A 12,775-nucleotide genomic window follows, 5' to 3' on the forward strand; every position below is an offset into this window, starting at 1 on the left:
GAACGGCGCGGGAACCGCCGCGTCGGGCCCGCCCCGCGCCGGGCCAGGCCGCGGGACCGTTAGGCTTTAAGGCCTGCAGTAAGGAGACACCGGTGACGCCAGCCACCCCGCAGTCCCGCACGGTCGTCCACGAGGACTCGACGGTGCACGTCCGCAGTTCCGGCGCCGGGCGCCACACGTTCGTCCTGATCCACGGCATCGGGGTGTCCCGGCGCTACTTCCGACCCCTGGCCGACGCCCTGTCGCGGCACGCGCGCGTCCACAGCGTCGACCTGCCCGGCCACGGGCGGTCCCCGAAACCGCGGCGCGGGCCCTCGATCGAGGACCACGCCGACGCCGTATGGGCCACCCTCGACCGGCTGGGCGTCGAGCGGCCGATCCTGGTCGGCCATTCCATGGGCTCGCAGGTCGCCGTCGAGATGGGACGTCGGGACCGGAAGGTGGGCGGCGTCGTCGTCCTCGCCCCCACCAACGTGCCCGGCGAGCGCAAGGTCTGGCGGCAGGCCCTCCGCCTGGGTCTGGACACCCTGCGCGAGACGCCGCGCGTCAACGCCATCATCTTCAGCGACTACCTCCTCCGCTGCGGCCCGCTCTGGTACGCGCGGTCCGTTCCGGCGATGCTGGAGAACCACATCGAGGAGGGCATCGGCGACGTGGAGGCACCGGTGCTGATCGTGCGCGGCGAGCACGACCCGATCGTCCCCCGCCGCTGGGTGGAGGACCTCGCGTCCCGCCGGCCCGGAACCGTGGTGGCGGAGGTGCCCGGGGAGGCCCACGTCATGATGTTCCATTCGGCGGAGAGGGTCGCCGACCTGTGTCTCGAGCTGACGGCCCGGGCATGACGCCGCGTCCGCCCCGGCGGATCCCACGCCCGCCGCGCCCGCTGCGCCGGCTGGGGGATCTGGCCCGCCGCGGTTTCGCCTGGTGGCTGGACTACGTGTACGTCGGCTTCTGGCAGGCGCACGCGCTGCTCTTCCCGGCGTCGAACCGGCGTTTCCTCGAGGACACGGACCCCGCGGCCGCGCCGGTGCTGCTGATCCCCGGCATCTACGAGACCTGGCAGTTCCTGCACCCCGTGGCCAAGCGGCTGCACGCGCTGGGACACCCCGTGCACGTCGTCCACGGGCTGGGGTACAACAGCGGCACCATCGAGGCGATGGCCGCCGTCGTCGCGGCGCATCTGCGGGAGAACGACCTGCGGGACGTCGTGATCGTCGCCCACAGCAAGGGCGGGCTCATCGGGAAGACCGTCATGAGCGCGACCGACGAGGGGCACCGCGTGCGCTCCATGGTGGCCATCAACACCCCGTTCTCCGGATCCGTCTACGCCCGCTTCGCGCCCCTGCGCAGCATCCAGGAGTTCTCCCCGCGCCACGCCGGGCTGATCCGGCTGGCCGAGAACCTCGAGATCAACCGCAGCATCGTGTCCATCTACAGCCTCTTCGACCCGCACATCCCCGGCGGCAGCCACCTGGAGGGGGCCACGAACGTGCAGCTGGACACCATGGGCCACTTCCGGCCGATCGCGGACCACCGCCTGCTGGCCGCGGTCGAGGAGTCCCTACCCCCGCGTCCCTGACGCGCGGCCCGGCGGCGCGTCATGTTGCGTCGCGCAACCCGCGGCGACGCCGCAATTCCAACCTCATCCACCCCTCCAATGCACTGAAATCACTTCCATCACAGGGGTTACGGTGTCGACGACGATGGGGCGCGGCCCGCCCTTCCGCGGGTCCCGCGGTCGTGGCAGGCTGGCGCCATGCAGCCCGATCCCGCCGGTTCCGCCCTTGACGGTTCCGCCCTCGACCGCGCCCTGCGGAGCCGGGCGTGGTGGGGCCTGCTCATCGTGTTCGGCGGCTGGGCCGCGCTGGCGTCGCCCGCGTTCTTCGCGCTGCTCACGGCCCACGTGGGATTCACGGGGTGCTTCATCGAGTGCGCCCGGCCCCAGCCGGTGCTCGGGGCGACGGCGGCCGCGCTGCTCGCGGGCATGGCGCTCGCGCCGGTGCTCGGCGGGGCGGCGTTCCTGCGTCGGAGCCGAGCGCTCTGGGGCGCGACGGCGGGCTGCGCCGTCGCCGTGCTGGCCATCCTCGTGTTCGCGAACCTCGCCGGCATCCTCTAGGTCCGGATCGCACGGAACGCAGGACCGGCGCCGCCGGTCGCGGCCCGGGCCTCTGCGCAGTCCTCGTAGCTGACGACGGTCCTCGGCGCCGCGGGTTTCGGTATGGCCGGCTTCGGCGCTGGGACCGTCCCGCGGGCGGGCACGACGGCGGCCGCGGCCGCAGCGGGAACGCGCTGGCCGGGGCACGCAGCCGGCACGCGGGACATGGCCCCGTGCCCGGCCCGTGCAACCCACAGCCGGTACTTGGCCTTGACCGCGATCTGCCGCGCCACGTAGGAGCACCCGTGGGACTTGTTCGGCGGCATCCACGTGGCGGCGTCCCCGGCGCCCTTGCGCGCGTTGGTCGCGCCGTCCGTGGCCTGCAGGTTCAGGGGGTCGTTCGCGAAGGCGGCGCGCTCCCCCGCCGTGAGGCGCTGCGCACCCTTCCGCCAGGCGTCCGACGGCGCGACGACGTGGTCGATCTGCACAAGCGAGTTGGTCTGCTGCCCGCGGACGAAACGGATGAGAGTGGCCGCATACGGGTCCGTGAGGGTCCCGGACGCCACCTTGCACGGCACGCTGTTGGCGAAGACGACGTCGGTCAGCTGGGTCCGGTGCATGTCGTTGTGGGTGTCGCAGCCGCTGCGGTCCATGTCGAGCCAGGCCTGGCCGAACCGGTCGCGCTCGTGGCCGGTCCGCGGGGCACGGCCCTTGACCTCGACCCTAGAAGACCGGCATGCCCCCGGTCACCCCGAGGACGGTGCCGCTAACGAAACTGGCCTCCGCGGGGCAGGCGAGGAACACGTACGCCCCGGCGAGTTCGGCCGGCTGGCCGATGCGGCCCAGGGGGGTGTCGCGACCCATCTCGGCCACGGCCTCGGGCTCCTTCGTGGCCGGCTGCAGCGGGGTCCACACGGGTCCGGGCGCGACGGCGTTCACGCGGATGCCATCCGGACCGAGCTCCGCGGCGAGGTTGGCGGTGATGTTGTTCAGCGCCGCCTTCGTCGCCGCGTAGTCGATCATGGTGACCGAGGGATCATAGGCCTGCAACGACGTCGTGTTGATGATGCTGTCCCCGCGGCCCAGATGCGGGAGGGCCGCGCGGGTCAGCCACAGCATGCCGTAGATGTTGGTGCGCATCGCCTGGTCCAGCGCCTCGGTGGTCAGTCCGCGGAGCCCCTTCTCGCCGCGGGCCCAGTGGTAGCCGGCGTTGTTGACCAGGATGTTCAGGCCCCCGAGTTCCGCGACGGCCCGCTCCACGATCTCCCCGCACGTCGCCTCGTCGCGCAGGTCCCCCGGGACCAGGACGGCCCGCCGGCCAGCCTTCTCGATCCATGCCGCGGTGTCCCGGGCATCGTCCTCCTCGGCCGGCAGGTAGTTGATGGCCACGTCGGCGCCCTCGCGCGCGTAGGCGATCGCCACGGCCCGCCCGATCCCCGAGTCGCCCCCGGTGATCAGCGCGCGCATTCCCTCGAGCCGGCCGCGTCCCACCCAAGATTGCTCCCCGTGGTCCGGCGCCGGCTCCATCAGGGCGGTGGCGCCCGGATGCTCCTGCTGCTGGGGGGCCATGCCGCCCCCGCTGTCCGCGAGGTCTCGGGCGTTCTTGGACACGTCTGACTCGGCCACGTGGGGATCCTTCCGTCGGGTTCGTGCGGTAGCGCCCCAGCCTAGGAGGCACGGCGGGGTTTGTCAGCCGCGCGGCGCGCCGACCGGCGTCCGGCACCGCGGAACCCGGCACGTGCCGCCGGAAGGGTCAGGCGCGGTGCCGCGGCTGGCGATGCGTTCCGCGCAGCGTGGGGGCGGGGGCCGTCCCCACCGGGACCGTCGGCTGCGGGCCGGTCACCGTCGGAAGGCCGGGCGCCTCGACGATCAGCTGCTGGTCGTAGGCCCGGCGGCGCTGCGGATCCCGGAGCGTGAACCACGCGTTGAGGATCTGCCGCGTCCTGGTCTGATCGACCTTCCCGGCCCAGAGTGCGTCCCGCGCCCCGGCATTGATGTCCGTGATCGACGCGGTGCGCGCAACACCAATCACCTCGTAGTGATCCATAGCCGACTCCCCAAGAGTTTGCCTCGTTTGTTGTCCCCAACGGGTCCACCATAGGCTCGGCGGCGGCCCGTGGATAGCGATGGGGGCCACCCGCGTCGATTGTTTCGGGGCCCCTGCGGCGGCTGATGCCGGTGGGGAAAAAGTCGTCGGTTAGGCCCGCACGACGGGCAGTTCCGCCCACTCGGTCGTGTACTTCGGCGACGAGAATTCCCGCTTCATGGACCACGACGCCGGCGCCGCCAATCCGCCCTGGCCGAGACCGATGGCCGCCTCGCCGAACTTCGCGCGCACGTTCCCCAGCAGGTCCCCGACGTTCCGGTCCCCGTCCCCCGTGGCGAAGACGTCCAGCAACTCCTGCCCGCCCCCCGCCACGTCCCGCGAGAGCCCGGAGAACATCACCCCGGCGCGCAGGTAGGCGGCCCCGGGCTCCAGGCGCCCGCGCATGGCGGCGACCGCCGCCTTCGTCAGGCGGATCGGGTCGTTGGTCGGTTCCGGCAACGGGACGCTCGCCGACGGGAACGACGCCGCCCCGCCGGAGAATCGGCTGGTGCCGGCCGTGACGGTCAGGACCGAGGCGCGCTGGCCCTGGGCGGCGAGCCGGGCGGCGCCGCGCTGTGCGTAGACGGCCATCACCTGGTCCATCTCCTCGGCCCGGGTCACGGGGGCGGAGAAACTGCGGGAGAAGACGATCTGCTGCTTGTCCGCCCGCTCGTCGGCCTGCGGGATGCACGGCACCCCGTTGAGCTCCAGGACCGTGCGCTGCAGGACCACGGAGAAGCGCTTGCGGATGGCCAGCGGATCCGCGGCCCGCAGGTCCGCGATCGATTCGATGCCCAGCGCGTTCAGCCGGGCCCCCGTCCGCGCGCCCACGCCCCAGAGACCTGTCACCGGGACCCGCGACTGGATGCGGCGGACCTCGGCGTCGGGCATCGAGCCGAGCGAGCAGACGCCGCGCATGCCCGCGTTCCGCTTCGCGATGTGGTTGGCGAACTTCGCCAGGGTCTTGGTGGGCGCGACCCCCACGCACACCGGCACCCCCACGTGCCGGGCCACCGCCTCGCGGATGGTCGCGGCGACCTCCACGACCCGCGCCTCGGCGCGGCGGAACTCCCCCGGCGCCAGCCCCAGGAACGACTCGTCGATCGAGTACACCTCCTGCCAGGCGCCGAACCGGCCGATGACCTCCATGACGCGCGCGGACAGGTCCCCGTAGAGCTCGTAGTTGCTCGAGCGCGCCACCAGCCCCCAGCGGTCGGCCGAGGGCGCCACCTGGAACCACGGGGTCCCGGTCGTGATGCCCAGCGCCTTGGCCTCGGCCGAGCGGGCGACGACGCAGCCGTCGTTGTTGGACAGGACGACGACGGCGCGCCCCTCCAGCGAGGGATCGAACACCCGCTCGCAGGAGACGTAGAAGTTGTTGACGTCCACCAGCGCGATCGGCGCGCCGGGCGGGACCGGCCCCGGCGCGTCCGCGGCGCCGGCGTCAGACACGGTGCAGGCACCGGGTCGCGACGCCCCAGACGGTCAGGTCGGCCAGCTCGGTCAGCTCGGTGGGGCGCGCTCCGTCGTCCGTCTCGAGGGACGCGCCGCGCCCGCCCAACCGCAGCCGCCGAACCACCAGCTCGCCGTCCAGCACGGCGACGACGACGCTGCCGTCGCGCGGGACGAGCGACCGGTCGACGATCAGCTCGTCGCCGTCCGCGATGCCGGCGGCCGCCATCGCGTTCCCGGCGACGCGCATGATGAAGGTGCACGTGCGGTCGCGGATGAGGTGCCGGTTCAGGTCGATGCCGCCGTTGAAGTAGTCGCGGGCCGGCGAGGGGAAGCCACTCGCCTCGGCCGGCGCGCCACCGCCGTCCGGTTCCGGGGCGCTCCGCGGCGCGGGATCGATGCCGAACACCCCACCACCGCCTTAGAACAAAGATTCGAAGCACCAGACTAGCACCGCGCGCGTCCCGGCGGCATCCGCGGCACGAGCGGACGCGGGCGTTCCCGACCAAGGTCCTCCGACCGCCCGGATCCCCGGATGGGAGCGGGCCGCTGTCCGGCCGGCGCCGCCATCCGACCGGCGCCGCTATCCGGCCGGGGCGGCGGCGCGCGCGTAGGTCTTGAGGTCGAATCCGGGCGCGAGGGCCTCCTCGGGGTCCGGGGCGGCCGCACCGACGATCCGCCGCGCGGCCGCGTGGTCGGACGGCCGGTTGACCGATTCGACGGCGGCCAGCAGCCCGTCCCGATAGCACAGCACGGAGAACCGGCCGGACGCCGGGTCGCCGACGACGACGGTGCGGTCCGACGCCGCGGACAGCCCGGCGATCTGCAGCCGGTGGGGCCCCTGCACGCTCCAGAACCACGGGACGTCGTCGTATGCCCCGGCCTCCCCGAGGATCGTGAGCGCGGCGCGGCGGCCCTGGTCCGTGGCGTTCTGCACGGATTCGAGCCGCACCCGGCCCCCGGCGTGGGCGCTGGGAAAGTTGGCGCAGTCTCCGACCGCGAGGATGCGCGGGTCGGCGGTCCGCAGCGCCGCGTCCACGACGATTCCGTTGTCCACGGCGAGCCCCGCGGCGGACGCCAGCGCCGTGTCCGGATCCACGCCGACGCCCACGACGACCAGGTCGGCGGGGTAGCGCCGGCCCGCCGTGGAGACGGCGGCGGCGACCCTCCCGTCCGGGCCGGCATCGAAGGAGGCGATGCCCTCGTTCAGCCGCAGCTCGACGCCGAGGCGTCCGTGGGCGGCGGCGAACCACTCCCCCGTCACCGGGGTCAGGGCGCGCGCCATGGGACGCGGGGCGAACTCGAGGACCGTCACCGCGGCGCCGCGGGCGCGCGCGGCCGCCGCCACCTCCAGGCCGATGAACCCGGCCCCGACGACGACGACCTCGCGCGCCGCGTCCAGCCCCCGGCGCAACGCCCCGGCGTCGGGCAGGGTCCGCAGGCCGTGGATGCCGGGCAGCTCCGCCCCCGGGCAGCGCAGCGAACGGTTCGCGGCCCCCGTCGCGAGGACCAGGTGCCCGTAGGCCAGCTCCGTCCCGTCGGCGAGCCGGAGCGCGCGGCGGCCCCGGTCGATCGCCTCGGCGCGCACGCCGGCGCGCAGGGCGATGCGCCGGTCCGTGAAGAACGCGGGCCCCCGCAGCGGCAACGGCTCCGGTTCCGGCCCCGGCCGCAGGTGGTCCTTCGACAGCGGTGGGCGCTGGTACGGCGTGCCGGCCTCCTCCGCGACGAGGGTGACGGGTCCGGCGTAGCCCGCGGCGCGCAGCGAGTCCGCGACCTGCGTCCCGGCCTGGCCGCCGCCGACCACCACGACCCCGGCGTCCGCCCCGGCCCCCGCCGCGCCGCCCACGGCTAGACCTGCCCCTCGGGCACGTCGACGACGACGCCGTCGAGTCCCGCGCCGACGGCGACCTGGCAGCCCAGGCGGCTCCTCGCCGTGCGCTCGGCGCTGGTGCAGTCCAGCATCTCCTCCTCGTCGTCGCCGATCTCGGGGAGCGCCGCCGCGAACTCCGGGCGCACATAGACGTGGCACGTGGCGCACATGGCCTGCCCGCCGCACTCGCCGACGATGCCGTCGACCCCGTTCGTGACGGCGGCGCGCATCAGGGACGTCCCCTCGACTGCGGTGACGACGTCGGCCCGGCCGTCCGGCTGCGTGAAGGTGATGGTGGGCATGGCTGCTCCTCGGGGTGGTGGGGTATCAAGGGACGGTGTGAAAGCGTGCGGCGGCGGGTGCGTTCCCGGCCTAGTTCCAGAGCACCGGCATGCGGGTCATGCCGCGGAAGACCCAGCCCTCGTCGACGGCCGGACGTTCGGGATCCAGCCGGAGTCCGGGAAGCTCCTCGAAGACCCGCGGCATCGCGATCCCGGCCACCGACGAGCGGGCCACCCAGGCGCCGGCGCAGAAGTGGCTTCCGCCGCCGAATCCCAGATGCGGCTTGCGGGGCCGGAAGATGTCGTACGACTCCGGGTCCCCGAACACCGCGGGGTCGCGGTTGGCCGCGCCGAGCACGACGCCGACGCGCGCCCCGGCGGGCAGCCGCACTCCCTCGAGCACGCTCTCCCGGGTGCTCTCCCGCGGGTACATGCCGATGGGCGCGACCCAGCGGACGGATTCCTCGAAGGCCGTCAGGTGGAGCGCGGGGTCGGACAGCACCGCGGCGAGCTGGTCCGGGTGGGACAGCAGCGCCCAGACGGTGGTGCCGAGCACGTCGCGGGGCTCGTTGAGCCCGCCGCCGATCGTCATCTTCAGGTTGGCGCGGATGGCCTCCAGCGGGATCGGCATCGACGCCAGCCCGGACAGCAGCGACGCGTCCGGCTCGCCGCGCAACCGGGGCAGCATCTCGTCGATCGCCGCGTCGACCTCGGCCGAGGCCACCTCGCTCCTGGCCCACACGTCCGGGTCGTCGGCGTAGTTCCCCGTGCCGTCGATCATGTCCTGGCTCCAGCGCTGGAGGTCCTGCTGCGTGGCGTTGTGGAACCCGCAGATCAGGCGCAGGTTCTCCGCCGCGTACGGGGCGGCGTAGTCCCAGACGAAGTCGGCGCCCGGCCCCCGGGCCTTGAGCCCGGCAAGGAAGGTCTCGTTGTTCCGGGCGAAGACCGCGTTCCAGTGCTTCTTCACGGTCCCCGGACGCAGCGTGGACCCGTAGGAGTCGCGCTCGACCTTGTGCTCCGGATCGTCCTTGCGCAGCATCGAATGCCCCATCGAGCGTTTCATCAGCGAGCCGGTCTCGTCGGCGGAGTACGTCTCGGCGTCCTGCTCGATCTCGTGGCAGGCGGCGTAGCTCGTGACCATGTACCGGTTCACCGCCGGAACCCAGTGGACGGGCGCCTCCTCGCGCATCCTGCGGTAGAGGGGAAAGGGATCGCGCCGCAGGTCCTCGATGGTCACCCAGTCGGCGACGGGGGGTTCGGCGGGTGCCGCGGTCCGCCCCGTGCCGGTGGCTGTCTGGGGTTCGTTCATGTCGGTCTCCCGCCGCTGTTTCTGTCTCTGGCTCCGCGGCCGACACTGCCGGTGGCACCGCCTCAGCCGCTTCTCCAGTGTGACGGGCGGCATATCCCCGGTAAAGTGCAATTTTCAGACCAATATCCACGGATTCAGCGAGGTTCAGATGGCGCGCTCCACGCTCCGGCAACTGGAGTGCTTCGTCGCCGTGGCCGAGCGCGGCAGCATTGCGGCCGCGGCCGAGGCCCTGCACGTGTCGGAGTCCGCCATCGCGGGCGCCCTGAACGGGCTGGAGCGGGCGCTCGGGACGCAGCTGACCATCCGGCGCAAGGCCCACGGAGTCACCCTGACGCCGTCCGGTTCCTACGTGCTCGCGCAGGCGCGCGGCCTGCTCCACGGCGCCGGGGACCTCGAGCTGCACGCGGCGAACGCGGGCGCCGAGCTGCGCGGATCCCTGATGCTGGGCTGCTACCTGACGCTCGCGCCCACGGTCCTGGCGGGTTTGATCGCCGCCTTCGCACAGCGGCATCCAGCGGTGCAGCTGGACTTCTTCGACGGCCCGCAGCGCGAGGTCCAGGAGCGCCTGCTCGCGGGACGCCTCGACCTCGCCGTCGCCTACGACCTCTCGCTGCCCCCGGGGCTCGGCAGCCGGCGGCTCTACGACGCCGTCCCGGCCGTCGTCCTCGCCGCCGGGCATCCACTGGCGTCGCGCGCGGCCATCGACCTCACGGAACTCGTCGACGAGCCGATGGTCCTGCTCGACGTCGATCCCAGCCGCGAGAACACGCTGGCGATGTTCTCCGCGGCGGGCCTGCAGCCCCGCATCCGCTTCCGCACCACGGACTACGAGGTCACGCGCTCGCTGGTGGGCCGCGGCATGGGGTATTCCATCCTGGTCCAGCGGCCCGCGGGCGACCAGAGCTACGAGGGCCGGGCGCTGGCGGTCCGGCCGATCCGGCCGGCCGTGCGCCCGGTTCCGGTCGCCATCGTGTGGCCGGACGCGGTCCGCCCGTCGCAGGCCGCGTCCGCCATGCTCGACGTCGCGTCCGGGCTCTACGCGCCGCCGGCGGGGCCGGGTCCCGTCAGGGTTCCAACACCGCGGCTCCCGTGATGCGGTCGCCCGCGAGGTCCCGCAGCGCGCGGTCGGCCTCCGCGAGCGGGTAGCCGACGGTCGTGGGACGCAGCGGAATCCGGGCGGCGAGGTCCAGGAACTCGTTGCCGTCCGCCCGCGTGTTCGCGGTGACGCTCACCAGGCGGCGCTCCTGGAAAAGCTCGTTGGCGTAGTTCAGGGCGGGGATGTCGCTGAGGTGGATGCCGGCGACCGCCAGCGTCCCTCCCCGGTCCAGCGCCCGCAGCGCGGGCGGGACCAGGGTTCCGGCCGGGGCGAAGAGGATGGCGGCGTCCAGCTTCACCGGGGGCTCCTCCGCGGCGCGTCCGGCGTAGCTCGCGCCGAGGTCGAGCGCCAGGCGGCGGGCCTCCGCCGAGCGGGTCATCACGTACACCTCGGCGCCCTCGTGCAGCGCCACCTGGGCGGCCAGATGCGCCGACCCGCCGAAGCCGTAGATGCCGAGGCGCCCGCCGCGCGGCAGCTCGGAGCGGCGCAGGGCGCGGTAGCCGATGATCCCCGCGCAGAGGAGCGGCGCGGCCTGGCGGTCCGGGATGGATGCGGGCACCGGGTAGGCGTAGTCCTCGTCGACGACCGCGAGCTCGGCGTACCCGCCGTCGTCGTCCCAGCCCGTGAAGCGCGGCGCGACGCAGAGGTTCTCGGCGCCGCGCGCGCAGAACCGGCAGGCCCCGCAGGTCCGGCGCAGCCAGGGGATCCCGATGCGCTCGCCGGCGCGGAACCGGCGGCACCCCTCCCCCAGTTCGACGACGTCGCCCACCACCTCGTGCCCCGGGACCGTGCGCGGGCGGCGCGGCGGCAGGTCGCCCTCGGCGAGGTGGAGGTCGGTGCGGCAGACCCCGCAGGCGCGGACGGCCACGAGGACCTCTCCGGCGCCGGGACGGGGATCCGGGCGCTCGCCGAAGCGCAGGGGCCCGCCGTCGATCGGTCCCGGACGTTCCACCCACCATGCGCGCATGCGTGCTCCCGCCGTCTCGCACGGGCCGCCCGGCCGACGCCGGCGCGGGTCCCGCCTGGCGCCACCAGTGTGACATGCCGGGGGGCGGCCGGGAAGTGGCCTCGCGCGCCAGGCGCCCCGGCGCGCGGTTGCGCCCTCTACCGCAGGTACGACGCGCCGTTGAGATCCAGGACGGAGCCGCTGGCCCAGACGGCCCGGGGCGAGGCGAGGAACCGCACGGCCTCGGCGACCTCCGCGGCCCCGGCCACGCGCCCCCAGGGACTCTGCGCGCGGAGCGCCCCGCCCTCGGGTCCGTTCAGCCGGTCCTCGTTGCGCTCGGTCTCCACGAATCCCGGCGCGACGGAGGCGACCGCGATCCCGTGCGGAGCCAGCGACACGGCGAGCGACTGGCCCAGTGCGTGCAGCGCCGCCTTGCTCGCGCCGTAGGCCGGGTGGTCCGGCTCTCCCCGGAAGGCGCCGCGGGACCCGACGTTGACGATCCGGCCCCCGGTTCGGCGCCCCATCAGGTGCCGGGCGAAGCAGTAGGAAAGGTTCGCGGCCCCGACCAGGTTCACGTCGAGGGTCGAGCGCCAGGTGGCCTGCCATTCTTCGTAGCCGGTGTCGGCGACGGCGTGCGGGGACATCCGCGCCGCCGCGTTGTTGACCAGGACGTCGATGCGGCCGGCACGGCGGACGACCTCGTCGACGAGGTCCCGCACGCGCCCGGGATCGGAAAGGTCGCCGCCGACCGCGAGGTGCCCCTCCCCCGGCAGCGCGGCCACGGTGGACTCCGCCTCCGCCCGCCGCGTTCCGTAGTGCACGGCCACCGTGTCGCCGGCCGCGGCGAAGGCCTCCGCCACGGCCCGCCCGATCCCGCGCGCGGCCCCGGTGACCAGGACGATCCGGTCCCCCTCGGACGCCGCGGGATCCACGGTTGCCTGCGCGGCGGTGGACGGGTCGACGTCGCCGGCCGGCTGGGTGTCGCCGGCCGGCGTGCTGTGGACGCTCGGGGCGGGTGCGGTGCGGGTCATCGAGATCCTTCGGTTCGGGGCGCGGGCCGGACGCGGGTCCGCACCGCCACGATACCCCCGGGCATCGGCCATCCCGTCGGCCAGCCTAGACTCGGGGGTGTGCATGATCTCGCCGCCTCCTTGGGCCCCGTCCTCGACCTGGTCGGCTGGGTCGGGCTCGTCGGTTCCGTCGTGTTCTTCGTGGCGGCCGCGGTGGTCCGTGCGCGCCACGGGCACTGGGTCTCCGCGCCCTGCCACACGCAACTTCTCGAGAACCAGGAATGCATCGTCTGGAGGACGCCGGACGGGTCGGTGGTGAGCCACGTCCTGCACGGCGCGCCCGCGGACGGACGGCCGCCGGAGACCGTGTACTACCGCGAGGCCAATCCCCGGCGCTGGCAGACCCACGCGCCGCAGGACGGTTCCCGGGCGCTGCGCACCACCGGCTGGGCCCTGGCCGCGCTGTTCCTCGCGTGTCAGGCGCTGGGCCTCGCGGCCGCCGCGCTGTAGCTCCCCTCCCCGCCTTCCCATACCCCCTTGGGGTATGCTGGCGGCACGCGTGGCGACCCGTCGCCGCGCCGCACACCCACGAACCCACCCCCACCGCGGACCCCTCCGACGTCGCCGGCG

At 74.1% G+C, this 12,775-nt stretch carries 15 protein-coding genes; 5 read left to right on the top strand and 10 right to left on the bottom strand.

Annotated elements, in window-relative coordinates:
* Positions 1-92: 92 nt before the first annotated feature.
* From ACETWP_RS10415 to ACETWP_RS10425, 3 genes are all read left to right on the top strand, one after another.
* The gene (locus ACETWP_RS10415; RefSeq protein WP_373972171.1) at positions 93-842 is read left to right on the top strand and encodes an alpha/beta fold hydrolase; all 750 of its coding nucleotides are present in this window, start codon (positions 93-95) and stop codon (positions 840-842) included.
* Positions 839-1,579 (top strand): esterase/lipase family protein, encoded by a 741-nt coding sequence (locus ACETWP_RS10420; protein ID WP_373972172.1) that lies wholly within the window; start codon positions 839-841, stop codon positions 1,577-1,579. Before ACETWP_RS10415 ends, ACETWP_RS10420 begins: the two co-directional genes overlap by 4 nt.
* Before the next feature lie 177 nt (positions 1,580-1,756).
* Positions 1,757-2,116 carry a hypothetical protein gene (locus tag ACETWP_RS10425; RefSeq protein ID WP_373972173.1) on the top strand — a complete coding sequence of 120 codons (360 nt, stop codon included), beginning with the start codon at positions 1,757-1,759 and terminating at the stop codon, positions 2,114-2,116.
* On the opposite strand, the gene ACETWP_RS10430 is transcribed toward ACETWP_RS10425, so the two are convergent.
* The 8 genes from ACETWP_RS10430 to ACETWP_RS10465 form a co-directional block, all read right to left on the bottom strand.
* Complete coding sequence (locus ACETWP_RS10430; RefSeq protein WP_373972174.1) at positions 2,113-2,748, bottom strand: HNH endonuclease family protein; 636 nt, start codon at positions 2,746-2,748, stop codon at positions 2,113-2,115. The genes ACETWP_RS10425 and ACETWP_RS10430 overlap by 4 nt on opposite strands.
* A 70-nt stretch (positions 2,749-2,818) precedes the next feature.
* On the bottom strand, positions 2,819-3,721 hold the full coding sequence (locus ACETWP_RS10435) for an SDR family oxidoreductase (protein WP_373972175.1): 903 nt from the start codon (positions 3,719-3,721) through the stop codon (positions 2,819-2,821).
* 127 nt (positions 3,722-3,848) lie between these two features.
* Positions 3,849-4,142: a J domain-containing protein gene (locus tag ACETWP_RS10440; RefSeq protein ID WP_373972176.1), complete on the bottom strand. Its 294-nt coding sequence runs from the start codon at positions 4,140-4,142 to the stop codon at positions 3,849-3,851.
* Between the two features lie 150 nt (positions 4,143-4,292).
* On the bottom strand, positions 4,293-5,633 hold the full coding sequence (locus tag ACETWP_RS10445; RefSeq protein ID WP_373972177.1) for a Y-family DNA polymerase: 1,341 nt from the start codon (positions 5,631-5,633) through the stop codon (positions 4,293-4,295).
* Positions 5,626-6,033: a LexA family protein gene (locus ACETWP_RS10450; RefSeq protein ID WP_373972250.1), complete on the bottom strand. Its 408-nt coding sequence runs from the start codon at positions 6,031-6,033 to the stop codon at positions 5,626-5,628. The genes ACETWP_RS10445 and ACETWP_RS10450 overlap by 8 nt, the downstream gene beginning before the upstream one ends.
* 183 nt (positions 6,034-6,216) lie before the next feature.
* Positions 6,217-7,479, bottom strand: coding sequence for an NAD(P)/FAD-dependent oxidoreductase (locus ACETWP_RS10455; RefSeq protein ID WP_373972178.1), 1,263 nt, complete (start codon positions 7,477-7,479; stop codon positions 6,217-6,219).
* 2 nt (positions 7,480-7,481) lie between these two features.
* Positions 7,482-7,805: a 2Fe-2S iron-sulfur cluster-binding protein gene (locus tag ACETWP_RS10460; protein ID WP_373972179.1), complete on the bottom strand. Its 324-nt coding sequence runs from the start codon at positions 7,803-7,805 to the stop codon at positions 7,482-7,484.
* 70 nt (positions 7,806-7,875) lie between these two features.
* A complete protein-coding gene (locus ACETWP_RS10465) occupies positions 7,876-9,093 on the bottom strand; it encodes a cytochrome P450 (RefSeq protein ID WP_373972180.1) in 1,218 nt (405 codons plus the stop codon).
* A gap of 148 nt (positions 9,094-9,241) precedes the next feature.
* On the opposite strand from ACETWP_RS10465, the gene ACETWP_RS10470 reads away from it, so the two are divergent.
* Entirely contained in the window at positions 9,242-10,186 is a 945-nt protein-coding gene (locus ACETWP_RS10470; RefSeq protein WP_373972181.1) for a LysR family transcriptional regulator, read from the top strand.
* On the opposite strand, the gene ACETWP_RS10475 is transcribed toward ACETWP_RS10470, so the two are convergent.
* Positions 10,158-11,156 (bottom strand): zinc-dependent alcohol dehydrogenase family protein, encoded by a 999-nt coding sequence (locus ACETWP_RS10475; protein WP_373972182.1) that lies wholly within the window; start codon positions 11,154-11,156, stop codon positions 10,158-10,160. The two genes, ACETWP_RS10470 and ACETWP_RS10475, sit on opposite strands and share 29 nt — an antisense overlap.
* A gap of 137 nt (positions 11,157-11,293) precedes the next feature.
* The gene (locus ACETWP_RS10480; RefSeq protein WP_373972183.1) at positions 11,294-12,166 is read right to left on the bottom strand and encodes an SDR family NAD(P)-dependent oxidoreductase; all 873 of its coding nucleotides are present in this window, start codon (positions 12,164-12,166) and stop codon (positions 11,294-11,296) included.
* A 99-nt stretch (positions 12,167-12,265) separates the two neighbouring features.
* Here ACETWP_RS10480 and ACETWP_RS10485 point away from each other — a divergent pair, with 99 nt between their 5' ends.
* Positions 12,266-12,655, top strand: coding sequence for a hypothetical protein (locus ACETWP_RS10485; RefSeq protein ID WP_373972184.1), 390 nt, complete (start codon positions 12,266-12,268; stop codon positions 12,653-12,655).
* The last annotated feature ends 120 nt before the right edge of the window (positions 12,656-12,775 follow it).

The sequence above is a fragment of the Arthrobacter halodurans genome, from assembly GCF_041877255.1.
Taxonomy (GTDB): Bacteria; Actinomycetota; Actinomycetes; order Actinomycetales; family Micrococcaceae; genus Arthrobacter_N; species Arthrobacter_N halodurans.